Origin of the sequence: Rhizobium sp. NLR22b (genome assembly GCF_019685295.1) — a bacterium.
Lineage (GTDB): Bacteria > Pseudomonadota > Alphaproteobacteria > Rhizobiales > Rhizobiaceae > Rhizobium.
In genome coordinates this window covers 162,134-183,639 of sequence record NZ_JABDWM010000010.1, presented here as the reverse complement: position 1 = coordinate 183,639, position 21,506 = coordinate 162,134, and the positions used below count along the sequence as shown (strand labels likewise).

At 61.2% G+C, this 21,506-nt stretch carries 23 protein-coding genes and 1 pseudogene; 14 read left to right on the top strand and 10 right to left on the bottom strand.

The annotated features are described in order from the left end of the window. Window positions 1-3 precede the first annotated feature (3 nt). The 3 genes from proC to HJC00_RS17945 form a co-directional block, all read right to left on the bottom strand. On the bottom strand, window positions 4-831 hold the full coding sequence (proC, locus tag HJC00_RS17955) for a pyrroline-5-carboxylate reductase (RefSeq protein ID WP_221146971.1): 828 nt from the start codon (window positions 829-831) through the stop codon (window positions 4-6). Between the two features lies 1 nt (window position 832). Then, window positions 833-1,333: a YbjN domain-containing protein gene (locus HJC00_RS17950; RefSeq protein ID WP_004680153.1), complete on the bottom strand. Its 501-nt coding sequence runs from the start codon at window positions 1,331-1,333 to the stop codon at window positions 833-835. Window positions 1,334-1,721: 388 nt separating this feature from the next. Further along, window positions 1,722-1,982 (bottom strand): accessory factor UbiK family protein, encoded by a 261-nt coding sequence (locus tag HJC00_RS17945; RefSeq protein WP_210630478.1) that lies wholly within the window; start codon window positions 1,980-1,982, stop codon window positions 1,722-1,724. A 204-nt stretch (window positions 1,983-2,186) separates the two neighbouring features. Here HJC00_RS17945 and lgt point away from each other — a divergent pair, with 204 nt between their 5' ends. From lgt to HJC00_RS17915, 6 genes are all read left to right on the top strand, one after another. After that, on the top strand, window positions 2,187-3,035 hold the full coding sequence (lgt, locus tag HJC00_RS17940) for a prolipoprotein diacylglyceryl transferase (RefSeq protein ID WP_221146970.1): 849 nt from the start codon (window positions 2,187-2,189) through the stop codon (window positions 3,033-3,035). A gap of 18 nt (window positions 3,036-3,053) precedes the next feature. Beyond that, window positions 3,054-4,154: a class I SAM-dependent methyltransferase gene (locus HJC00_RS17935; RefSeq protein WP_210630476.1), complete on the top strand. Its 1,101-nt coding sequence runs from the start codon at window positions 3,054-3,056 to the stop codon at window positions 4,152-4,154. Between the two features lie 110 nt (window positions 4,155-4,264). Next, a complete protein-coding gene (gene pgeF, locus HJC00_RS17930) occupies window positions 4,265-5,059 on the top strand; it encodes a peptidoglycan editing factor PgeF (RefSeq protein ID WP_210630475.1) in 795 nt (264 codons plus the stop codon). Window positions 5,060-5,064: 5 nt separating this feature from the next. Further along, on the top strand, window positions 5,065-6,216 hold the full coding sequence (locus tag HJC00_RS17925) for a Xaa-Pro peptidase family protein (RefSeq protein ID WP_221155659.1): 1,152 nt from the start codon (window positions 5,065-5,067) through the stop codon (window positions 6,214-6,216). A gap of 102 nt (window positions 6,217-6,318) precedes the next feature. Continuing rightward, a complete protein-coding gene (locus HJC00_RS17920; RefSeq protein WP_221164424.1) occupies window positions 6,319-7,140 on the top strand; it encodes a hypothetical protein in 822 nt (273 codons plus the stop codon). Between the two features lie 105 nt (window positions 7,141-7,245). Then, window positions 7,246-8,178, top strand: coding sequence for a ribose-phosphate pyrophosphokinase (locus HJC00_RS17915; RefSeq protein WP_210630472.1), 933 nt, complete (start codon window positions 7,246-7,248; stop codon window positions 8,176-8,178). A 207-nt stretch (window positions 8,179-8,385) separates the two neighbouring features. On the opposite strand, the gene HJC00_RS17910 is transcribed toward HJC00_RS17915, so the two are convergent. After that, the gene (locus HJC00_RS17910) at window positions 8,386-9,930 is read right to left on the bottom strand and encodes a hypothetical protein (protein WP_221146967.1); all 1,545 of its coding nucleotides are present in this window, start codon (window positions 9,928-9,930) and stop codon (window positions 8,386-8,388) included. 403 nt (window positions 9,931-10,333) lie between these two features. Between HJC00_RS17910 and HJC00_RS17905 the strand changes: the two genes are divergently transcribed. The 5 genes and pseudogenes from HJC00_RS17905 to HJC00_RS17885 all read left to right on the top strand — a co-directional run bounded on the left by HJC00_RS17905 (window position 10,334) and on the right by HJC00_RS17885 (window position 15,365). Beyond that, window positions 10,334-10,948 carry a 50S ribosomal protein L25/general stress protein Ctc gene (locus HJC00_RS17905; RefSeq protein WP_210630470.1) on the top strand — a complete coding sequence of 205 codons (615 nt, stop codon included), beginning with the start codon at window positions 10,334-10,336 and terminating at the stop codon, window positions 10,946-10,948. 232 nt (window positions 10,949-11,180) lie between these two features. Continuing rightward, complete coding sequence (locus HJC00_RS17900; protein WP_210630469.1) at window positions 11,181-13,532, top strand: EAL domain-containing protein; 2,352 nt, start codon at window positions 11,181-11,183, stop codon at window positions 13,530-13,532. Between the two features lie 24 nt (window positions 13,533-13,556). Beyond that, complete coding sequence (locus tag HJC00_RS17895; protein ID WP_210630468.1) at window positions 13,557-14,270, top strand: ABC transporter substrate-binding protein; 714 nt, start codon at window positions 13,557-13,559, stop codon at window positions 14,268-14,270. Window positions 14,271-14,363: 93 nt separating this feature from the next. Continuing rightward, window positions 14,364-15,095: an aminoacyl-tRNA hydrolase gene (gene pth / locus HJC00_RS17890; RefSeq protein ID WP_210630467.1), complete on the top strand. Its 732-nt coding sequence runs from the start codon at window positions 14,364-14,366 to the stop codon at window positions 15,093-15,095. Beyond that, window positions 15,092-15,365, top strand: a pseudogene (locus HJC00_RS17885) (hypothetical protein). Before pth ends, HJC00_RS17885 begins: the two are co-directional and overlap by 4 nt. A gap of 6 nt (window positions 15,366-15,371) precedes the next feature. Here the strand turns inward: HJC00_RS17885 and clpS are convergent. From clpS to HJC00_RS17870, 3 genes are all read right to left on the bottom strand, one after another. Continuing rightward, window positions 15,372-15,683, bottom strand: coding sequence for an ATP-dependent Clp protease adapter ClpS (gene clpS / locus HJC00_RS17880; RefSeq protein WP_210630466.1), 312 nt, complete (start codon window positions 15,681-15,683; stop codon window positions 15,372-15,374). Window positions 15,684-15,774: 91 nt separating this feature from the next. Beyond that, window positions 15,775-16,173, bottom strand: a complete 399-nt coding sequence (locus tag HJC00_RS17875) for a type II toxin-antitoxin system VapC family toxin (protein WP_221146965.1) — start codon at window positions 16,171-16,173, stop codon at window positions 15,775-15,777. Beyond that, window positions 16,163-16,441 carry an AbrB/MazE/SpoVT family DNA-binding domain-containing protein gene (locus HJC00_RS17870; protein WP_221164423.1) on the bottom strand — a complete coding sequence of 93 codons (279 nt, stop codon included), beginning with the start codon at window positions 16,439-16,441 and terminating at the stop codon, window positions 16,163-16,165. Before HJC00_RS17870 ends, HJC00_RS17875 begins: the two co-directional genes overlap by 11 nt. A gap of 154 nt (window positions 16,442-16,595) precedes the next feature. Here HJC00_RS17870 and ychF point away from each other — a divergent pair, with 154 nt between their 5' ends. After that, window positions 16,596-17,699 carry a redox-regulated ATPase YchF gene (ychF, locus tag HJC00_RS17865; RefSeq protein WP_221164422.1) on the top strand — a complete coding sequence of 368 codons (1,104 nt, stop codon included), beginning with the start codon at window positions 16,596-16,598 and terminating at the stop codon, window positions 17,697-17,699. Between the two features lie 16 nt (window positions 17,700-17,715). Here the strand turns inward: ychF and HJC00_RS17860 are convergent, their stop codons facing one another. Beyond that, on the bottom strand, window positions 17,716-18,792 hold the full coding sequence (locus HJC00_RS17860; RefSeq protein ID WP_221164421.1) for a hypothetical protein: 1,077 nt from the start codon (window positions 18,790-18,792) through the stop codon (window positions 17,716-17,718). Between the two features lie 191 nt (window positions 18,793-18,983). Between HJC00_RS17860 and HJC00_RS17855 the strand changes: the two genes are divergently transcribed. Both HJC00_RS17855 and HJC00_RS17850 read left to right on the top strand, forming a co-directional pair. Beyond that, complete coding sequence (locus HJC00_RS17855; RefSeq protein ID WP_221164420.1) at window positions 18,984-19,472, top strand: MaoC family dehydratase; 489 nt, start codon at window positions 18,984-18,986, stop codon at window positions 19,470-19,472. Then, window positions 19,469-19,936 carry a MaoC family dehydratase gene (locus HJC00_RS17850; protein ID WP_221146962.1) on the top strand — a complete coding sequence of 156 codons (468 nt, stop codon included), beginning with the start codon at window positions 19,469-19,471 and terminating at the stop codon, window positions 19,934-19,936. Before HJC00_RS17855 ends, HJC00_RS17850 begins: the two co-directional genes overlap by 4 nt. A 17-nt stretch (window positions 19,937-19,953) precedes the next feature. On the opposite strand, the gene HJC00_RS17845 is transcribed toward HJC00_RS17850, so the two are convergent. Further along, window positions 19,954-20,496, bottom strand: a complete 543-nt coding sequence (locus HJC00_RS17845; RefSeq protein ID WP_210630460.1) for an adenine phosphoribosyltransferase — start codon at window positions 20,494-20,496, stop codon at window positions 19,954-19,956. Window positions 20,497-20,610: 114 nt separating this feature from the next. Then, window positions 20,611-21,495, bottom strand: coding sequence for a cytochrome c1 (locus HJC00_RS17840; protein ID WP_210630459.1), 885 nt, complete (start codon window positions 21,493-21,495; stop codon window positions 20,611-20,613). Between the last annotated feature and the right edge of the window lie 11 nt (window positions 21,496-21,506).

The following is a 21,506-nucleotide window of genomic DNA, read 5'->3' as shown; positions in this document are numbered from 1 at the left end:
TCCTCAGCCGGCCAGTTCCTCGGCCCGCTTGCGCGCTGCCGCGAGCGCCTTGTCGAACAGGGGCTGCATGCCGTTCTCCGCCATCAGCACGGCGAGCGCCGCCGCCGTCGTGCCGCCGGGAGACGTCACATTCTGGCGCAGCCGCGAAGCATCGTCGGGGGACTGGTGCAAGAGTTCACCAGCCCCCGCGACCGTTTCCCGCGCAAGACGCATGGCGAGGTCCGCCTGCAGGCCGAGCTTTCGGCCTGCCTCCGCCATACATTCGACGAGATAGAATACATAAGCCGGGCCACTGCCGGAAAGCGCCGTCACGGCATCGATATCGGCCTCGGCAGGCACCCATTCGACCGGGCCGGAGACGCTGAGAAGGGCATGGACGCGTTCGCGCTGCGGATTGCTGACCCCTGAATTGGCAAAGGCCCCGGTCACACCGCGGCCGACCATAGCCGGCGTGTTCGGCATGGCTCGCACCATGGCGGCTTTGCCGAGATGTCTTTCGAGAAAACCGAGCGTCTTGCCGGCTGCGACCGAGACAACGACCGTCGCCGGTCCGACGGCGCTCTTCACCGCCGGCAACACCGTCTCCATCACCTGCGGCTTGACCGCGAGGAATAAGACACTCGCCTTCAATTCCGCAGGGACCGTGGTCAGATGCATCGCACCGGCTTCCTTGATCGTCGCCAGCATCGCCGACGAGGGGCCGGGATCCACAACGATGACGGCCGAACCCGGAACGCCGCTCTTCAGCCAGCCGGAGAGCATGGCTCCGCCCATGTTTCCGGCGCCGATCAGCACGATGGGATTTACCGAGGAGAAAGCCTTCGCTGGCATCTTATGCCTCGCCTACCGTTTCGAACAGCACGGCTTCCATCGCCTTCGCCGCGTCCATGCCGGACCAGACAACGAACTGGAATGCCTGGAAATAGGCTTCGCAGGTGTCGAGCGCGCTGGAAAGCAGCACCTCTACCTGGCGATTGGTCGGCTCCGCGCCGCCTGCAAGCAGCAGCGACTGCCTGAAGATGACGACATCTTCCTGACGCCAGAGGTCGAAATGACCCATCAGCACCTGCCCGTTGATCGCCGAGAGCAGCTTGACCACCTCGTTGACCCTGATGTCGGGGACTTTGATATCGAAAGCGCAGCCAAGATGCAGCGCCTCGAATTCCTCCATCCATGAAAAGGAAACGTGATAGTCCGCCCAGCGCCCCTCGACCGTCATTGCGATCTCGTCCTCGCCGGACCGCTCGAACGACCAGTCGTTGTTGGAGGCCACGTACTCGATCATATCGACCGGGTTCGACTGACGCTCGACTTCCAATTCCATCAGGTTCATGCAGCACCTTCTTGACCGGAACGAATGCGGCTTAGCTTGGGATACGAACACAAGAAAGACACACGCAATACCGGAAACCACCATCGGATGATCGTTGAACCGCTGCCAGACTTAACGCAGATAACCTGCCCGGAGCTTACCAAGTCGCTTCGAATCATCATTTAAAATCAGTGTATAATGACCCTTGCCACCTGCCAGCCCCCAGAAGGGAAAATAGGGCGGACCTGCTGTGGAAAGCACTTCGAAACTCAATTCAGAAGGGAGATTAAACGACTCTGCGTATTGGCTTTTTTGGCTGTGTCCACAGGTGGAAAACTCACCTGGAATTTTTTGTGACAGATGCGGCGTGTGGCATGAAGGCAACGCCGCATCTGCGCCATATGGGAATTTAGTGGCTCTCGCCGGCGAGCTTGGCCTCCAACGCCGCGATACGGGCGGCAAGCGCCTCATTTTCATCACGCGCCTTGATCGCCATCTCGCGCACGGCCTCGAATTCCTCGCGCTTGACGACGTCCATGCTGTTCAGCCAACGCTCGGCCTGCGCGTTGAAAGCCGTCTCGATCTCCTTGCGGACGCCCTGGGCGGCACCTGCCGCGTCGGTCATCAGCTTGGCGAACTCGTCCATGATGCGGTTCGTTCCGGTCGTCATGGCGTTTTTCTCCCTTCGTATAAGGTGAATTCAGCCCTTCGGGGCCCCGAAGATTGAGGTAGGGCTTCGCCACCTGGGATGCAAGCGCTTTGCGCGGGATAGCCTTATCCTGAAGCAGGTAGCGGAGGAGCGATCACGAACAATGCACTTGACCGTCCGGGATCGCGGCGGCATGTTCCGCCGACCTCAACGGATGGGAAAATCTTGCCGACAGCAGCCAATCTCCTTGCCATCATGCCTTTCCCGGACATCGATCCGATCGCTTTTTCGCTCGGTCCGTTGGCGATTCACTGGTACGGCCTGGCATACGTCGCCGGCATCCTGCTTGGCTGGGCCTATGCGCGCCGCCTCGCCGCCAACGACAGTCTCTGGCCTGGCAATACATCGCCGATGACGAAGACGCAGCTCGACGATTTCATCGTCTGGGCCGCCCTCGGCGTCGTGCTCGGCGGCCGTCTCGGCTATATCTTCTTCTATGACCTCTCCGCCATCCTGCGCGATCCCATCCGCGCAGTCGAAATCTGGAACGGCGGCATGTCCTTCCACGGCGGCCTGACCGGCACGACGATCGCCATGATCATCTTTGCCCGCCGCAATGCCATTCCGATCTGGAGCCTGTTCGATATCGTCGCCGCCGTCGTTCCCTTCGGCCTGTTCTTCGGCCGCATCGCCAATTTCATCAATGGCGAGCTCTGGGGCCGGCTGAGCGACGTCCCCTGGGCCGTGGTTTTCCCGACCGGTGGTCCCTTCGCCCGCCATCCGAGCCAGCTCTACGAGGCCGGCCTTGAGGGCATCGTTCTGCTCCTGGTGCTTGCCGCCCTCGTCTACGGCATGCGCGCGCTGAAAAGCCCTGGCTTCATCACGGGCGTCTTCGTCTGCGGTTATGCACTGTCGCGCATCTTCGTCGAGTTCTTCCGCGAGCCGGACGCCCAGCTCGGTTACCTCCTCGGCACCAACTGGCTGACCATGGGCATGATCCTGTCCTCCCCGATGATCCTGCTCGGCCTCTGGGCGATCCTGCGGGCCCGTCGCCAGGCCGCGCCGCAGCTCTAAACCGGCAGGACGCGCGACATGACCACCGCTCTAGGCGAAAAGATCAAGGCGATCATCCAGGCCAACGGCCCGATCAGCGTCACCGACTATTTCTCGCTCTGCCTCGCCGATCCCGAGCACGGCTATTACCGCACCCGCGAGCCCTTCGGCCGTTCCGGCGATTTTGTCACCGCGCCCGAAGTCAGCCAGATCTTCGGCGAGATGATCGGCGTCTTCGTCGTCCATGCCTGGCAGCGTCATGGCACGCCGGCAGATGTGCGCCTGGTCGAGATCGGCCCCGGCCGAGGCACGATGATGGCGGATATGCTGCGCGTCATCGCCCGCATTGCCCCGCCGCTCTTCGACACGATGAGCGTGCATCTCGTCGAAACCAGCGAGCGCCTGCGCGACGTCCAGAGCCAGACACTCGAAGCTTATGGCGAAAGGATCGCGTGGCACGGTGGCTTTGATGAGGTCCCGCCGGGCTTCACGCTGATTGCCGCCAACGAATTGTTTGACGCGATCCCGATCCGGCAGTTCGTCCGCACGCAAACGGGTTTCCGCGAGCGCATGGTCGGTCTTGACGCCGATGGCGAACTGACCTTTGCCGCAGGTGTCGCGGGCATCGATCCTGCCCTACTGCCGGAACCGGTGCAGAACCTGCCGCTCGGCACGCTCTTCGAGATCTCGCCCGCCCGCCAGGCCGTGATGATGGCGATCTGTGAGCGGCTGCGCGCCTTCGGCGGCACGGCGCTGGTCATCGACTACGGCCATCTCGTCACTGGCTTCGGCGATACGCTGCAGGCGGTGCGCATGCATGAATTCGATCCGCCGCTCGCCCACCCCGGCGAAGCTGACCTGACGAGCCATGTCGATTTCCAGCAGCTCGCCGAGACGGCGATGACGGCCGGCCTCCATCTGAACGGCGCCCTGCACCAGGGTGACTTTCTGACCGGCCTCGGCATTCTCGAACGCGCCGCCGCCCTCGGGCGTGACCGCGAACCGCAGACCCAGCAGGTGATCCAGTCGGCGATCGACAGGCTTGCCGGCGCCGGTGAGGGTCGGATGGGCGAACTCTTCAAGGTCATGGCGGTCTCCCACCCTGCCGTTGATCTCATGCCCTTTCGCCCGGTGGATTGACAGGGCGCAGGCGGCTGAGCCAACATCCGCGCGAAACAGGAACTTGAAGCGCGCCGTGGATGCGATGCGCTCGGGACAAAACAAACCCCTCGAAAAACCCGGAATTACAGATGCAGGACGCGGCCTCTCCCGCACCGATCCAAAGCACGCTGCTGAACGAAGCGACGGGCGGCACCATCCGCCACGGTTATTTTACCCGGAAAGGCGGTGTTTCCGAAGGGATCTATCGCGGTCTCAACGTCGGCCTCGGCTCCAACGACGAGCGCGGGAACGTCGTGGAAAACCGCCGCCGTGTCGCCGCCTGGTTCGATCTGCCGCTCGAGCGGCTGGCAACTGTTCATCAGGTGCATTCGCCCGACGTCGTGACGATTGGCGCCGATTACGATGGCGCCCGTCCCGACGCGGACGCGATGGTGACGGCAGTTCCCGGCATTGCCCTTGGCGTGCTGGCCGCCGATTGCGGCCCGATCCTCTTTGCCGACCCCGAAAATCGCGTCATCGGCGCCGCCCATGCCGGCTGGAAGGGCGCGCTGACCGGTGTTCTCGAAAACACCATTGCCGCCATGGAAGCATTGGGAGCCGACCGCGCCAGCATACTGGCCTGCCTCGGCCCCTCGATCAGTCAGGCGAGTTACGAGGTCGGGCCGGAATTCGTCGATCGCTTCGTCGCCGAGAATTCGGACTACGAACGCTTTTTCAAGCCGTCCGCAACGCCGGGCCGCGCCATGTTCGATCTGCCGGCGCTGACGATCGACAGGCTGACGCGGGCTGGCGTGCAGGCCGAAAGCCTCGGGCTCTGCACCTATCCGGATAGCGAGCGCTTCTTTTCCTATCGCCGGACGACACATCGCGGCGAGCCGGACTACGGCCGCCAGATTTCAGCGATATCAATCAGGGAGACTTGAGCAGAATGGCACTGCACTTCGAAAAGGCCGAGTTCGCAAGCCGGCTTGCGCGCCTCACCGAGAAGATGAAGGAAGAAAAGCTCGACGCCCTGCTGCTCTTCGCCCAGGAAAGCATGTACTGGCTGACCGGCTACGACACCTTCGGCTATTGCTTTTTCCAGACGCTGATCGTCAAGAGCGACGGCACCATGGCGCTGATCACCCGCTCGGCGGATCTTCGCCAGGCCAGACACACATCGATCCTTGAGGACGTCCACATCTGGGTCGACAGGGTCAATGCCGATCCGACGCTCGACCTGAAGAACCTCATGGTCGAGATGGATCTGCTCGGCGCCCGCATCGGCGTCGAATATGACACCCACGGCATGACCGGCCGCGTCGCCCGTCTGCTCGACGCACAATTGACCACTTTCGGCCAGATCGTCGACGCCTCCTATCTCGTCAGCCGTCTTCGTCTCGTCAAGAGCCCGACGGAGGTCGCCTATGTCGAGCGCGCCGCCGCTCTCGCCGACGACGCGCTCGACGCCGCGATCCGGCTGACCAGGCCCGGCGCTGACGAAGCCGATATCCTCGCCGCCATGCAGGGTGCGGTCTTTTCCGGCGGCGGCGATTATCCCGCCAACGAGTTCATCATCGGCTCGGCTGCCGACGCCCTGCTCTGCCGCTACAAGGCCGGCCGCCGCAAGCTTGACGCCAACGACCAGCTGACGCTGGAATGGGCCGGCACCTATGCGCATTACCATGCCGCCATGATGCGCACGATCGTCATCGGCGAGCCGATGCAACGCCATCGCGAGCTCTACAATGCCTGCCGCGAAACCATCGAGGCGATCGAGACGGTGCTGAAGCCCGGCCACACCTTTGGTGACGTCTTCGACATGCATGCCAGGATCATGGACGAGCGCGGCCTCGCCCGCCACCGGCTGAATGCCTGCGGTTATTCGCTCGGCGCCCGCTTCTCGCCCTCCTGGATGGAGCACCAGATGTTCCATGTCGGCAATCCGCAGCCGATCGAGCCGAACATGTCGCTGTTCGTGCACATGATCATTGCCGATTCCGATACCGGCACGGCAATGACGCTCGGACAGACCTACGTGACGACCGCGGATGCGCCGCGCGCACTTTCCCGTCATTCGCTCGATTTCATCGGCCTTTGAAGACCGGGGCTGACCGGTGAGAATCCGGAATTGACAGAGTACCATCCCCGCCCGCATAAATCCGGGCGGGCTGGTACGATTGTGGGAAGGACGGATCACGGGATGACGCGAACTGCGACTGTGCCCACGCTCCTGTTCGTCATTGCTCTGCTGACCGCCTGCAACACCACCGACGCGCTGACGCCGCTAGTCGGCATCGGCGAATCCTCCGGAACTCCGCCGTCAAGTCCGGTGACGCAGGGCGAGGCAGAACGTCTGGCCGGCACCCGCCAGCCGGTTTTTGCCGGGAGCACGCAGCCGAGTGGCTATCATCCGGCCTATGATCAGTCGCAAAGAACCTATCGACCCGGCAGCGGCGCGCCGCCGACGACGATGCAGGAGCAGGCAGACGCGCTGTCGAGAAACGGCTCCTCGCCCGCCGCCTCCGCCCCGATCGAGGGACAGGCGCTGCCGCCGGCCGCTGCCGGCGCCGAGACTCCAACACAGCCCGGCCAGCTGCTTGACACGCAGCAACCGCAGCAGACCGCCTGCCTCGCGCCCGGCGCATCTTCCGCGCGTGGCAATACGGTGCGCTTCCTGCCGATCATCGGGGCGCCGGTGCAAGCCGTGACTCCGCTCTCGCGCCAGCTCGGCGCCGAGGCGCGCGCCCACGGCCTTTCCATCAAGAGCTCGAATGACACGAGCAGCGATTACATCCTCAAAGGTTACCTCTCTGCCTTCGGTGACGAAGGCAAGGTCACCGTGGTCTATGTCTGGGACGTTCTCGATGGCGGCGGCGCCCGCCTGCACCGAATCCAAGGCCAGGAAAGCGTGCCGACAGCCGCGGCCGACCCTTGGGCGGGTGTCCCGGCTTCGGTGATGCAACAGATCGCTTCGAAAACCATCGCGGAATTCACCTCCTGGCGGCAAACTCAGGGTGGTTAGTCACAAACTTTTTGCAAATATGAAAGTCTGTGGCGCCTTTGCCCTTGCATTCACGGGGAAGCTGACTAAAAAGCGCGGCTATCAGCGCATAATAGGCGGACCAAAATGAAGGTTTTCGCAGGCAATTCGAACCGGCAACTCGCCGAAGCGATCTGCAACTATCTCAATGTTCCTTTGGGAAGAGCCAGTGTCCGAAGGTTTGCCGACCAGGAAATCTTCGTGGAAATCCAGGAAAACGTGCGCGGCGAGGACGTCTTCCTCGTGCAGCCCACCGCCTTTCCCGCCAACGACCACCTGATGGAGCTGCTGATAATGATCGACGCGATGCGTCGTTCGTCGGCACGCCGTATCACGGCCGTTCTTCCCTATTTCGGCTATGCCCGTCAGGACCGCCGCGCATCCGGCCGCACGCCGATCTCCGCCAAGCTGGTTGCCAACCTCATCACCGAAGCCGGCGCGGATCGCGTCATGACGCTCGATCTCCATGCCGGTCAGATCCAGGGTTTCTTCGATATCCCCACAGACAACCTCTTCGCCATGCCCGTGCTGACGCGCGACATCAAGAGCCATTATGACCTCAGCAACGTCATGGTCGTCTCGCCCGACGTCGGCGGCGTGGTGCGCGCCCGCGCGCTCGCCAAACGGCTGGACTGTCTTCTGGCCATCGTTGACAAGCGTCGCGATCGGCCGGGTGAATCCGAGGTCATGAATATCATCGGCGACGTCACCGGCAAGGACTGCCTGCTGATCGACGACATCGTCGATTCCGGCGGCACCCTCTGCAATGCGGCCGACGCACTGCTCGCCCAGGGTGCCTCCAGCGTCACCGCCTATATCACGCACGGCGTTCTCTCGGGCGGCGCGGTCACCCGCGTCACCTCCTCGAAGCTGCGTGAACTCGTCATCACCGATTCAATCCAGCCGACAACGGCGGTGCTTTCAGCGCACAATATCCGCGTCGTGACGACGGCCCCGCTGATCGGCGAAGCCATCAGCCGCACGAGCCAGGAAGAGTCGGTCTCCAGCCTTTTCGATTAAAAAGCCTCCTCCGTCATACTCGGCGTGCCGAGCATCTGGCCCTTGCAATTCCTTGGCAGGAAAGCATTATTTTCAGATATTTAATCGGCCGGATGAGATCCTCGGCACAAGGCCGAAGATGGCGACACGGCTTTTGCAGTGGTTTGTCAGCGGCCTGAAGGCCGGCACAAGCCGGCCTCTTTCTTTTTCGATTCCAATCGAGAACCTTCAAGGCTGCTGCGGCGGCGCAGGTATCACGTCCTGTCCTTGATCCGGTTCCTGCTCCTGGTCCGACTCCAGCCCCTGATCCTGATTCGGGCCATCCGGTCCCTTGATCTGCTGGCCATTGACCGCCACGGAACCGTCGCGGCTGATGCTGACGTCCCAGCGCGAACGGCCATCCGGATCGATCTTGGCAAAGCCCTTCACCATCATGATGCCGAAGGAGACCTGGTTGAGATCGGGGTCCGTCTTGGCAAGCTCCTGGACCGCCGCGATCGTCTTGTCGAGATCGCGGGCGAGGATCGTCGCCTCCATCGAATAGTCCTTCTCGGTATCGACGCGACCTTCGATCCTTCCGGTTATATCGACGTCATAGACCTGCGATTTGGCACTGATCTTCGGAAACTCGACGGCAAGCCGGCCATCGCGGAAGAGCTTCTTCGCCATCTCCTCGCCGGTCTTCTCGGACGCCGAATCTTTGAAATCCATCGCCATGAGGGCGTCGCCGAAGCTTGCGAAATCCAGGTTCGGAAGCGCGAGCTGGAAATCGAAGTTGCTCGGCATGAAGGCCGAATAGTTTGCCGGCATCAGCGGTGTGTCGAGGCTGATCTCCTGCGCATTCATGCCGAAGCCAAAACGCATTGCGTCACTGGGCCCATCGATGGCGAGGTTGTAGCCGAATGCCTTGGCGCCGCCCTTGCCCATCTCGCTGCTGACGGTCAGGTCGTTGACCCCGATCGTCTCGCTGAACAAGGTCAGAAGGGGGAAGGCTTCCTTCACTATTCCCTTTATCTTGTCACTGTTTTCCGGGCTCAATTCCTTCTCATCGAGATGGTCGAGCACGAAGAAGACTATCTCGCGAATCTGCTTGGCCGGCAGGCCGTTCACCTTGGCATCGACATCGATTGAGCCGGCACGAAGTTCGATGGGCGGCATTTGCAGGCCGGAAACCTGCTCGACGAAATCAGACATCGAGCCGCTGCCGGCAAAATCGATACGTCCATTGCCGCCTGTGCTGTCGGTCGAACTCAGCTTCTGGTCCATGCTGGCGATGCTGGCATGGACTTCCTCGGTTTCGGACTTGCTTGATACCTTGATGTCTTTAGCCGCGAAGGTGCCGGAGCGCAGATAGCTGATCGCCGGGTCGAAGACGCCGGTGTAAACAAGCGACGCGATGGAATAGGTGAAATCCGTCGGCTTCTGGTCTGGACCCTTGAAATGGCCCGAGACGTTGAGCTTGTTGTCGCCTTCGACGTTCCAGAGCCCGCTGTCCAATGGCGTGGCGAACATCGAAAACGGTGTCAGCCCTGTGATCGCAAACGTCGCCGGATCGGCCTTGGTAAGCAGCTTCGCCAGATCATAGATGACCTCATAGCGCGTGCCGGCCGGATTGACGGTGATGAGACCGCTTTTTGCCAAATCCTGCGGAAGCAGCTTCGTCAGGGTCTCCTTGACCGCATTGGCGCCCTCCTGGTTGATCTCCGCGCCCTCGGCCCCGGTGAAAAGGCAAAGGGCAAGCATACTCGTTGCCGTGACAAGTTTGAGACGCATGGTCCGGTTTTCTCCTCAGCCGCTTTTCGGTTGCGGCCATCCAAAGATGCGAAGCGCGCCGATGTCAAGCCAAGCGGCGATAGGCACTGGCAATCTTGCCTTTGACCAGGTGCAGATCGCGAGTGATTTCGACAAGGTTCTCGCATTGGGATGGGTGCGGATGCAATCTGGGCGAGTTCGCTCTTCTCAAATGATGGAGCGCCCCGGCGAAAGCCCCTCCATCGTCGGAAAACCGGCGCTATCGGCAACTTGCGTTTCAGGACGACTTATACTATAGGCCACCGGTCCGCGTAGACACCCTTGGAGGCAACGCGGATGAGGACGGGAAAACCCGCCTCCGGTTCGACGGAACAAGGCTTTTGCCCGCCGCCGAACTCTCCAAATAACCTCGAAAGGAAAAGCCATGAGCCAGGAAACTTACGAGCTCAAGGCCGAGGCGCGCGAACGGGTTGGTAAGGGGTCCGCCCGTGAACTTCGCCGCAACGGTTTGATTCCCGCTGTCATCTATGGTGACAAGCAGGCCCCCATTGCCATCGCTATCAACACCAATGAGGTGACGAAGCGCATTCATGCCGGTGGCTTCATGACCACCGTAGCGACCATCGAAGTCGACGGCAAGAAGTACAAGGTTCTGCCGAAGGACTACCAGCTCGATCCGGTCCGCGACTTCACGCTGCATGTCGATTTCCTGCGGGTCTCCGGCAACACCCAGGTGACCGTCGAAATCCCGGTTCACTTCGTCAATGAAACGAAGTCTCCGGGCCTCAAGGTCGGCGGCGTTCTGAACATCGTCCGCCACGCAGTTGAAGTTCACTGCCCGGCCGATGCGATCCCGGAATTCTTCAACATTGACCTCAGCGGCAAGAAGATCGGCGACAGCATCCATATTTCGGAAGTCACCCTTCCGAAGGGCGTCAGCCCGGTCATCGACCGCGACTTCACGATCGCCACCATCGTCGCTCCGGCTGCCGGCGTCGACGAGAGCGCCACGGAAGCTGAAGGTGAAGCCGAAGCCTGATCGCTTCGACCAATTGAAAGCATATAGCCCGCCTCCCCGGTGAACTGGCTCTAGAAAGTTGCCATCCAACTTTCTAGAGCCAGCTTACGGGGAAGGCGGGCTTTTCATTGCCTGCCAAGCCTCCGTTTCAGCAACATTTAACATATTCGTGAAAGCATGGGCCGTCAGCTGCGAAGAAGCCGGCCCGAACGCGCGACAGCAAATATGCCGGCCTGGGGGAGTAGACGGAACCATGAACAATTCCGTTGAGAACAGGTTTTTTGGGATTGTTTGCGGAGCGCTGCTTGTTTTTGTCGCTCCGCTTTTTGTTCTCTTCCTTTTTCTTTCCTCGGAGCGCGCCGACAAAGAAATACGCGACCATATCTCTGTTCTTCTTGTCGCCAACGCTCAGGCGCTGGCAAAACCGCTCTGGGACCTCGACGAGGAAAGTGTCACCCAGATCAGCGCGACGGTCGTTTCCCAAGGCGCCATCGTCAAGGTCGAGGTGCGTGATCAGTCGGGCCAGCTCGACGTCAGCCAATCCACGATTCCGCGTTCCTTTGACGGCAAGCTCGTGCAGGTGTCGCGTGCCATCATCTACAACACCGTCGACGGTCCGAAGAACCTCGGCAGCATCAGCGTCTATTATCCCGCCCTCGGACTGTTTTCCGGTCTGAAGCAGGAAGAGGTCGTCTTCATTTCGATCTTCATCTTCGCGGTTCTGACCGTTTTCGGCACAGCGCTGATCGGCAACCGATTCTTCGTCATCCAGCCGCTGATGCGTCTGACGGCGGCAATCGAGGCCACCCGGCAGCTCGGCTCGCGCCATCATGTAGACTGGCAGTCGAACGACGAGATGGGACGGCTTGCCCGGAGCTTCAACGAGATGCAAACCAAGCTCGAAAGCGAGGAGATGGAGCTGAAGCTCGCCCATCGTCGCGCCACCGATATCTACAATCTGACACCCGCCATGCTCTTCTCGCTCGATGAGGAAGACCGCATCACCGCCGTCAGCGACTATTGGCTGCTTGCCACCGGATATAGCCGCCCCGAGATCATCGGCCGCAATTTCGCAGATCTGGTGACGTCAAGCAGCCGCGATAAGTTCGTCAAGCGCCGCCAGGGCGAAAATGGCATGACGGTCACCGTCAAATTCGTCTGCCTGGACGGCCGCACCATGGACGTCCTCATTATGGAATCGGAAGCCGCCGCCGGCGCTCACGATCGCCTCTCGCTGTCCGTCATGACGGATGTGACCGAGCTCAAGGCTTCGGAGGACCGCAACCATCGCCAGGCAATCACCGACCATCTGACCGGGCTCCTCAACCGCCAGGGCTTCGAGGCGGTGCTCGACAACAAAATCGCTGCCGCAGACGCCGCCGGCCAGGAACTCGCCTGCCTCTTCGTCGATCTCGACCGCTTCAAGTGGATCAACGACAATATGGGGCACGCTGCCGGCGACACGGCGCTGATCGAACTCGTCGAGCGCCTGAAGACCCATCTTGCCCCCTCCGACGAGGCGGCCCGTCTCGGCGGCGACGAGTTCGCCATCCTGCTGCCGGCGAAAGACGCCGAAACACGCGCAAAGGCGATGTGCGAGCAGATCGCCTCAATCTTCGAAACGCCATTTGCCCCGGACATGCATCTGAGCGCTTCCATCGGCATCGCCATCTACCCACATCATGCCGCGACCGCCGCCGAGCTGCTGCAGAAATCCGACATGGCCATGTATGCCAAGAAGCGGGACGGCAAGAACGGCGCACAGCTCTTCGACAAAGCCATGCTCGACCGCGCCCGCAGCCGCGCCGAGATCGAGGCCAATATCGAAGCCGGTCTCTCCGAGAACTGGTTCGAGGCGTTCCTGCAGCCAATCGTCAATCTGAACGGCCGCGGCGTCGCCGGTTTCGAGGCGCTGATGCGGCTCAACCATCCGCAGAAGGGCCTGATGCCGCCGGCCGAAATAATCAGCGTCGCAGAGGAGACGGGCAAGATCGTCCGCGTCGGCAACCTCATCATGGAAAAGGCGATCTCCAATCTCGCGAAAATCTCTCGCATATCGGGGATGCAGGATACCTACCTTGCCATCAACTTCTCGCCGCTGCAGTTCGAGCCGGCGCTGCCTGCCCGTCTTGCTGCGATCGTCGGTCGCCACGGCATCCGCCCCGAGCGCATCGTCGTCGAAATCACGGAAGCCGTGCTGATGCACGACAACCCGCAGATTCGCATGATTGTCACGGAACTTCGCCGCTTCGGCTGCCGCATCGCGCTCGATGATTTCGGCACCGGCTACTCGTCGCTGAGCTACCTCAATCGTTTCCCTGTCGATATCATCAAGATCGATCAGTCCTTCACCCGCGCGATTAACGACGGCGACGACGACGTGCGCCAGAAGAGCCGCATGCTGATTGAAGGCATCACCACCCTGTCCCACAAGATGAACTGCACCGTCATTGCTGAGGGCATCGAGACGGAAGAGGAATGCCGCACGCTTCACCAGATGGGTCTGGACTACGGCCAGGGTTATCTCTTCCATCGTCCGCAGCACGCAGCCGCACTCATCGAGGAACTGATGGCCCCGCAGTCGGCCGTCGCGCGCGCCTCATAAACGAAGACCCAAGGAGATGAGACGATGAAAAAGCTCCTGCTTCTCGCATGCCTGGCGCTGCCCTGCGCGGCTCACGCACAGACGGTTGCCTTCACGACCGAGGATTACGCTCCCTTCAACTATCGCGAAGGCAAAGAGATCAAGGGCGCGACCGTCGAGCAGGTCGAGAAGGTGATGGCCGCGATCGGCGTCGACTACACGATCGAGGTCATGCCTTGGGCGCGTGCTTTCAGCCTTGCCCGCACCGCGCCGATGACATGTGTTTTCGCCACCGCCCACAACAGCGCGCGCGACCCACTGTTCAAATGGGTCGAACCGCTGCTCATCGACCGAAACATCCTGATCACCCGCAAGGGTTCGGGCATCACCGCCAGCAATCTCGAAGAGGCAAAGAAATATACGATCGGCACCCAGCGCGAGGACTACACCGAGACGATCCTGAAGGAGAAGGGTTTCACCAAGCTGGACGTCGCCAGTGACTTCAACGCCACACTGCGCAAGCTGCTCAGCGGCCGCATCGACATGATGCCGATCTCCGAACTCTACTTCGAAAAGCTGAAGGCCGATCAGCCGGTGGAGATCGTAACCGTGCTCTCCTCCCAGCCAATGGGCATCGCCTGCGAGAAGAGCTTTCCCGACGATCTGCACGCCAAGATGCAGGCTGCCCTCGACAAGCTGATCGCTGATGGCGACCAGAGGCAGATCTTCCAGAAATACGGCATGAACCTGTCGGACTGATGCCGCTCGGTGCGCCCGCCGCCCTTTCCGCTTGACTTTGCTCCCGTTTCCGGGTGGTGAACGTCGGAAAAGCTTAAGCGAGGACGACAGGCCATGCTGATCATTGCGGGTCTCGGCAATCCCGGCGGCAAATACGCCGGCAACCGCCACAATATCGGCTTCATGGCCGTCGACGCCATCCATCGGCGCCACAGCTTCTCCCCCTGGTCGAAGAAGTTCAAGGCGGAAATTGCGGAGGGAGAGCTTGGCGGCGACAAGGTCCTGCTGATCAAGCCGCAGACCTACATGAACCTCTCCGGCGAGGCCGTCGGCGAGGCGATGCGCTTCTACAAGCTCCAGCCCGCCGACCTCGTCGCGATCTATGACGAACTCGACCTGCCCCCTGGCAAGGCGCGGCTGAAGACCGGCGGCGGCCATGGCGGCCATAACGGCATCAAGTCGCTGGACGCCCATTGCGGCAAGGAATACCGGCGGCTGCGCCTTGGCATCGGCCATCCCGGCGTCAAGGAAATGGTGCAGAACCACGTGCTCGGCGATTTCGCCAAGGCCGACAAGGTCTGGCTGGAGCCGCTTCTCGATACGCTCGCCGACAATGCCGACATGCTGGTGCGAAACGAGGATTCGCAGCTGATGAACAAGATCGCGCTGGCGCTCGGCGGCAAGGCCGAGGAAGAGAATCCGCGAAAGGAAAGCAGGGATAGCGACAAGAAGCCGGCCGGCCAATCGCATATCCGCCAGGCCCGCAACAGCAATCAGCCGAAGCTGCCGACCAGCGGCCCGATGGCCGAGATGCTGAAGAAGATGTTCGGCAACAAGGGGGAATAAGACGGATGCCGGACCAGGATCTTAACATCCCTCCGGCGCCGGCAATCTTGTCCGCCAACCTCGCTCAGCCCGGCATGACCTGTTCATCGGCTTTGCTGGCAATTTTGCTGCTGCGACCTCGCGGTGATCATCGTCCCAAATCTGACGCGGAACGCCGGCTGTTACAAGGTGATGCGGCTCACCGGCTATAAAAACCCGGCGACGCTGCGCTTCTACGAGACTTGCCTCTTCCTGCAGGACAAGACGGGCTATCAGATGCGCCGGCCCTGAGCCCAGCTATTCCTCAGGCTCGGTGGTGAACATCAACGGAAAGCCCATCTCCTTGGCAAGGTCGATGCCCTCCTTGGCCTTGGTCTCGGCAATATCCTTAGCGCAGACGACGACCACGCAGGAGCCGAGCTTGTGCGCCGTCATCATCACCCGATAGCCGGTCTCCTCGCTCATGCGGAAAACGACCTTCAGGATCACGATGACGAATTCGCGCGGCGTATAATCGTCGTTGACGAGAATGACCTTGTAGAGCTTCGGCCTGTCCAGCTTCGGCTTCACCTTGGTCTTCGGTTTCAGGGCAACGTCATTGTCACTCATCGGAAAATCCACCCGTTGATGACATGAAAAGGCGGAAGAAACATCCGCCGGACTATATTGCACCGTCAGCACGGCAGTTCAATGACGGATATCACTCCGACGAGAGCAGCAGGCAGGCTCGCCCGGCGCTTTCGACGATGGCGGCAGCCTTCCTGTTGAAGGTCGCGAATACTTCGCCGCCAAGCCTGCGGCCTTCCAAGACGATGACGCCATCGGCGAAATCCCCGCCGGCATCGAGGAAGGACAATCCAGCCTCGACAGCTGCTCTATCGTAGACGACCTTCCTGTCGGCTATCAACAGCCGGATTGTCGCGGCGATCTCGGCGGCGCTTTTGCGATAAATCCGACCGACGACCCAAACGAACTCGCAGAACGTCAGGTTGGAGACGAACAGCTGCTCAGCCTCGCGCATCAACATCCTTGCACGTTCCGTTTGCTTCGGATCGTCATCCACGGCCGCCCGCACGAGCACATTCGTATCAACGATCATCAGCGACGCCGACCTCGCCAGCCCCGCCCGCCTTTATGGCCTCATCGATCTCCTTGAGCGTCGCATGGACATTGCCCTTGTTCTCGATACTTCCGAAGAAACTCTCGATGGAGCCGCTGGCCGGCTGCGTTTTGACCGCAACGACCTCAAGCTTGCCACCAGGCAGGAGATCGACATCGATCTTGTCGCCGGGCCTAATCCTGAGGTGCCGAAGCACTTCTTTTCTCAAGGTGACCTGTCCTTTTGCCGTCACTGTCAGGGTTGTCATGTCAGCTCTATCCTTTCCGCCAAAGGTAAGGCTAAACCGCCTTACCTTCAAGCCGGCCGGCCTTGCTTTTTCGATTCGTGCCGCAAACCCTTGACCCGAGCCGGCCATTCCCGCATAGGCAGGGCAAAGTTTACCACTAGATATGGATCAAGCCATGGGCTTCAAATGCGGCATCGTCGGTCTGCCGAACGTCGGCAAATCGACCCTCTTCAACGCGCTCACCAAGACGGCGGCCGCGCAGGCGGCGAACTACCCCTTCTGCACCATCGAGCCGAACACCGGCGAAGTCGCGGTGCCCGATCCGCGCATGCGCAAACTTGCCGACATCGCCAAGTCGAAGGAACTGATCCCGACCCGCATCTCCTTCGTCGACATCGCCGGCCTCGTCCGCGGGGCCTCGAAGGGCGAAGGCCTCGGCAACCAGTTCCTCGCCAATATCCGCGAAGTCGACGCCATCGTGCACGTGTTGCGTTGTTTCGAGGACAGCGACATCACCCATGTCGAGGGCCGCATCAATCCTGTCGCCGATGCCGAGACGATCGAGACCGAACTGATGCTCGCCGATCTCGAGAGCCTGGAGCGCCGCACTGAGCAGACGCGCAAACGCGCCACCGGCAAGGACAAGGAGTCGATGGCGATGCTGCCGATCATGGAAGCCTCGCTGAAGCTCTTGAACGAAGGCAAGCCGGTGCGCACGCTTCTGTCGAAGCTCGATGCCGAGGAGATCGCCATCCTCAAGGGGCTCAACCTTCTCACCTCGCATCCGGTGCTCTACGTCTGCAACGTCGCCGAAGGCGATGCCTTGACGGGCAACGAATTCACCGCCGCCGTCGCCGCCATGGCGAAGGAGCAGGGTGCCGAAACCGTCATCATCTCGGCGGCGATCGAAGCTGAGGTGGCGCAGCTTGCCGAAGAGGAAGCCAAGGAATTCCTCTCTGCCCTCGGCCTTGACGAGGCCGGCCTCGACCGGCTGATCCGCGCCGGCTACAAGCTGCTGCACCTCATCACCTATTTCACCGTGGGTCCGAAGGAAACGCGCGCCTGGACGATCGAGCGCGGCACCAAGGCGCCGCAGGCCGCCGGCGTCATCCACTCGGATTTCGAACGCGGCTTCATCCGCGCCAACACCATCGCCTACGACGATTACATCAAGTACAACGGCGAAGTTGGCGCCAAGGATGCCGGCAAGGCGCGCGACGAAGGCAAGGAATACGTCGTCCAGGACGGCGACGTCATCCACTTCCGCTTCAACACCTGATCAGATCGCTGCCGCCTTAACCCGGCGGCAGCCTGTTTGCGATTGCCGGCGGCAGTGTCCTGAGCACCAGCCGCCGAAGCGGCATCCAGCCCGTTCCGATAATGAGCACAATCGCGCCCACGACAATCAGCGTCGTGAAGATGTAGGTATCGACAGTCGCATTTCCCTTCCGCACGACGCTGAAGATCGCAGCGCCGAGGGACAGCAGCCCCGACGTGACGAAGGCGCGACGATCAATGACGAGACCGATCAGCATCAGCGCCGCCACGGTCGCGACGACCACAGGCGTCCGGGCCGACATGTTCGCCAGGTCGAAGATATGGCCGCTTTCCCCGAACGACAGCAGGGAGACGGTGCTGTAGAGCAGCGCCGGCGCCGCACCGAGATGCAGCCAGAATGCGATATCCGAACGCGTCGTCCGCCGCAGCCGGTCGCCGAGGTCGAAATAAAGCGCTGTCGCGAAGAGGCCAAGCGCACAGACGAAAGCTACCGCGGCCAGCACGCCAAGATGATCGACGAAAAACGCGGGATTGCCGCTTAGCCATTGCACAAGGCGCAAAAGCAGCGTGAGCACCAGGGCAAGCGTCGATATGATAGTGAGCGCCAGCGACAAGGGCACGCGATAGCGGGCATAATAGACGCCGAGAATGATCGGAAAGCCGGCGACGAACTGCGTCACATCCGCGCCGATTTCGGAGGTCCAAGGCGTGAAGACGCGGGACATCAGGAAAAATATCCAGCAGAACAGCGCGATCGCCAGGCTGACCGCCGGCAGGGCGAGCCGCTGGCGGCGCACCAGAATTTCCGAAAGCACGATGATGGCGACCGGCACGGCGTAAAGCGGCGCAAGTCCCCAGAGGCCGACGAGCGCGACGATAACGCCGATGGTGATCAGAACGTCGTGAAACCCTCGCACGAAACGCGGCGTCTCCGTATCCGACCATGCCTGCCCCTCGGCGACAGCTGCCGGCGGCGCCCCGGCGACGACGGCCACGCCACGCTCGGCAAGGAAGGGCAGAAGCCGCCCGCCCGCTTCCGGCGAAATCAGGCCCTGGCGCGCCGCCTCGTCAAGAATCGACCTCAGTTCCGTCATACCGGTTTGTCTCCCCGGAATCATTGAGCCCGCGCGAATGCTATTGTAAGCACTAGAGCATGATGCCGAAAAGCGTAAGCGGTATTCGGATAATATCGTGCTCTAACTCTTTAATGTAGAACAGGATTTAGATTTTAGGCCAGCGGCCTGAATATATCCTGTACTAGGCGCTTGATATGACGGAGGAGAAAATGCCGGCAGAAAAGCTGTCTTTCGAGGATTTCGAGCCCGGCCGCCGTTTCGCCCTCGGCCCCAAGCTGGTGCTCGCCGCAGAAATCATCGAGTTCGCCAGCGAATTCGACCCGCAGCCGATGCATCTCGACGAAGCTGCCGGCCGCGCCAGCATCCTCGGCGGACTTGCCGCTTCCGGCTGGCATACCTCAGCAATGCTCATGCGCATGATGGCCGACAGCTATATATTGAACGCCCTCTGCGAGGGGGCGCCGGGCATCGATCTGATGGAATGGCGAAAGCCGGTGCTCGCGGGCGATACGCTGCAGGGCCATTCGAGCGTACTCGAAACGCGGCCGATGCGCTCGCGCCCCGGCATGGGCATCGTCAAATTCCGCCACGTGCTGGAAAACCAGCGCGGCGAACTCGTCTGCCTTTCGGAGAATTCGGTCATAATCCGCATGCGCCCCCCGCAGGACGCCGATATGAACCCGGAGCTGCCGGCATGAGAATGTCCGAACTTTATCCTTTCGGCGCGAAGGCCGAAATCGGCAGCTATGCCTTCACCGAGGAAGACATCATCCGCTTTGCCGGACGCTACGATCCGCAGCGTTTTCATATCGACAAGGAAGCGGCGAAAGACACCCTTTTCGGCGGCCTCTGCGCCTCGGGCTGGCATACCACGGCCGCCTGGATGCGGACCTTCCTCGCCTTCTGGAAAAAGCAAAGCATCGCGCTTAGGGAAAGAGGCCTGACGGCACCGAACCTCGGCCCCTCGCCCGGTTTTCAGAAGCTGCAATGGCTGCGGCCCGTCTTTGCAGGCGACGTCGTGAGCTATTCCGTCGCCCTTCTCTCCAGCCGGCCGCTCGCGTCGCGGCCGGGGTGGCACCTCAACACCATTCTCTGCGAAGGCGTCAATCAGAACGGCGATCCGGTGATGCGCTTCGAAAGCGGTGTGCTGGAGTACGACTGACCCCGTCGCAACAGGGGTCAGTGTCCAGTGAATTCGACCAGCGTGTGCACCACGACGCCGAGTTCTTCCAGCTTCCTGCGACCGCCAAGATCGGGCAGGTCGATGACGAAGCAGGCGCCGACCACTTCCGCGCCCATTTGGCGCAGAAGCTGCGTCGCCCCCACGGCCGTGCCGCCGGTGGCGATGAGATCGTCGACCAGGATCACCTTCTCCCCAGGCTCGACCGCATCACGATGCATCTCCATCTCGTCGACGCCATATTCCAGGCTGTAGGCGATCCGCACGGTGTCATGCGGCAGCTTGCCCTTCTTGCGGATCGGCACGAAGCCCGAGGAAAGCTGGTGCGCCACCGCACCGCCGAGGATGAAGCCGCGAGCCTCCATGCCGGCGATCTTGTCGATCTTCAGGCCCGCATAAGGCTGCACGAGTTCGTCGACCGCGCGGCGGAAAGCGCGGGGATTGCCGAGCAGCGTGGTGATGTCGCGGAAAATGATGCCGGGCTTGGGATAGTCAGGAATGGAGCGGATGCTGGCGGCAAGCTCCGAAAGCATATTGTTCATGGAAAGTCCGTATCTGCGAGCGCATAAAACCGGCTGCACCCTATCAATTGCCGGGGGTGGAACCAACAAAAAAGGCGGCTCGCAAGCCGCCTTTCGAATTCGGACACGGAACGCTCAATGTTCCTTGTTGGCGTAAACCGAGCGCTTTGTCAGGTAGATCAGCACCGTAAAGATCGCCAGGAACACCATGACCATGAAGCCGGTGCGCTTGCGCTCCTCGAGATGCGGTTCAGCGGCCCACATCAGAAAAGCGGAAACGTCCTTGGCGTACTGGTCGACAGTCGCCGGCGCGCCGTCGTCATAGGTTACCTGGCCGTCGGAAAGCGGCTTCGGCATAGCGAGAACGGCGGCAGCATGGAAATACGGGTTATAATGCGCGCCCTGCGCCACCTGGAAGCCGGACGGCGGCTCTTCATAGCCGGTCAGCAGCGAGTAGATGTAGTCCGGGCCGCTTTCCTGATACTGCGTAAAGATGTCAAAGACGAATTGCGGGAAGCCGCGCTCGACCTCACGGGCCTTGGCGATCAGCGAAAAATCAGGCGGAGCCGCACCGTTGTTGGACGCAGCCGCCGCTTCAGCATTGGCGAAGGGCGATGGGAAATGATCCGAAGGGACTGCCTTGCGGGTGAACATTTCGCCGGCCGAGTCCGGCCCGTCCTGAACTTCGTAATTGGCAGCGAATGCCTTCACCTGTGCCTCGGAATAACCGAGTTCGTCGAGCGTGCGGAAAGGCACGAGGCTCATCGAATGGCAGGCAGAACAGACTTCCGTGTAAACCTTGAGACCGCGCTGGAGCTGAGCCTTGTCGTAGTGGCCGAAGGGGCCGGCAAAGCTCCATTCCTGCTCCTTTGGCTCCTTTAGCGGATAGTGCGGCGTCGCGCCTTCCTCGTGATGCGCGGGAGCTGCACCATTCGCGGGCGTCGCTTCCTCGGCGAAAGCGGCACTGCCAAGGAGAGCGGCGACGGCAAGCGGCAGAATGCTTGCAACAAGCGTTTTCATAGTTCTATTCC

Excerpts from the sequence above, each read along its gene's own strand:
- pth (WP_210630467.1), top strand. The coding sequence starts at position 14,364 with ATGCTGATCATTGCGGGTCTCGGCAATCCCGGCGGCAAATACGCCGGC.
- HJC00_RS17855 (WP_221164420.1), top strand. The coding sequence starts at position 18,984 with ATGCCGGCAGAAAAGCTGTCTTTCGAGGATTTCGAGCCCGGCCGCCGT.
- HJC00_RS17840 (WP_210630459.1), bottom strand. The coding sequence starts at position 21,495 with ATGAAAACGCTTGTTGCAAGCATTCTGCCGCTTGCCGTCGCCGCTCTC.
- ychF (WP_221164422.1), top strand. The coding sequence starts at position 16,596 with ATGGGCTTCAAATGCGGCATCGTCGGTCTGCCGAACGTCGGCAAATCG.
- clpS (WP_210630466.1), bottom strand. The coding sequence starts at position 15,683 with ATGAGTGACAATGACGTTGCCCTGAAACCGAAGACCAAGGTGAAGCCG.
- HJC00_RS17935 (WP_210630476.1), top strand. The coding sequence starts at position 3,054 with ATGACCACCGCTCTAGGCGAAAAGATCAAGGCGATCATCCAGGCCAAC.
- pgeF (WP_210630475.1), top strand. The coding sequence starts at position 4,265 with ATGCAGGACGCGGCCTCTCCCGCACCGATCCAAAGCACGCTGCTGAAC.
- HJC00_RS17950 (WP_004680153.1), bottom strand. The coding sequence starts at position 1,333 with ATGAACCTGATGGAATTGGAAGTCGAGCGTCAGTCGAACCCGGTCGAT.
- HJC00_RS17860 (WP_221164421.1), bottom strand. The coding sequence starts at position 18,792 with ATGACGGAACTGAGGTCGATTCTTGACGAGGCGGCGCGCCAGGGCCTG.
- HJC00_RS17910 (WP_221146967.1), bottom strand. The coding sequence starts at position 9,930 with ATGCGTCTCAAACTTGTCACGGCAACGAGTATGCTTGCCCTTTGCCTT.
- HJC00_RS17845 (WP_210630460.1), bottom strand. The coding sequence starts at position 20,496 with ATGAACAATATGCTTTCGGAGCTTGCCGCCAGCATCCGCTCCATTCCT.
- HJC00_RS17870 (WP_221164423.1), bottom strand. The coding sequence starts at position 16,441 with ATGACAACCCTGACAGTGACGGCAAAAGGACAGGTCACCTTGAGAAAA.
- HJC00_RS17925 (WP_221155659.1), top strand. The coding sequence starts at position 5,065 with ATGGCACTGCACTTCGAAAAGGCCGAGTTCGCAAGCCGGCTTGCGCGC.
- HJC00_RS17905 (WP_210630470.1), top strand. The coding sequence starts at position 10,334 with ATGAGCCAGGAAACTTACGAGCTCAAGGCCGAGGCGCGCGAACGGGTT.
- HJC00_RS17875 (WP_221146965.1), bottom strand. The coding sequence starts at position 16,173 with ATGATCGTTGATACGAATGTGCTCGTGCGGGCGGCCGTGGATGACGAT.
- HJC00_RS17850 (WP_221146962.1), top strand. The coding sequence starts at position 19,469 with ATGAGAATGTCCGAACTTTATCCTTTCGGCGCGAAGGCCGAAATCGGC.
- HJC00_RS17945 (WP_210630478.1), bottom strand. The coding sequence starts at position 1,982 with ATGACGACCGGAACGAACCGCATCATGGACGAGTTCGCCAAGCTGATG.
- HJC00_RS17900 (WP_210630469.1), top strand. The coding sequence starts at position 11,181 with ATGAACAATTCCGTTGAGAACAGGTTTTTTGGGATTGTTTGCGGAGCG.
- HJC00_RS17895 (WP_210630468.1), top strand. The coding sequence starts at position 13,557 with ATGAAAAAGCTCCTGCTTCTCGCATGCCTGGCGCTGCCCTGCGCGGCT.
- HJC00_RS17920 (WP_221164424.1), top strand. The coding sequence starts at position 6,319 with ATGACGCGAACTGCGACTGTGCCCACGCTCCTGTTCGTCATTGCTCTG.
- HJC00_RS17915 (WP_210630472.1), top strand. The coding sequence starts at position 7,246 with ATGAAGGTTTTCGCAGGCAATTCGAACCGGCAACTCGCCGAAGCGATC.
- proC (WP_221146971.1), bottom strand. The coding sequence starts at position 831 with ATGCCAGCGAAGGCTTTCTCCTCGGTAAATCCCATCGTGCTGATCGGC.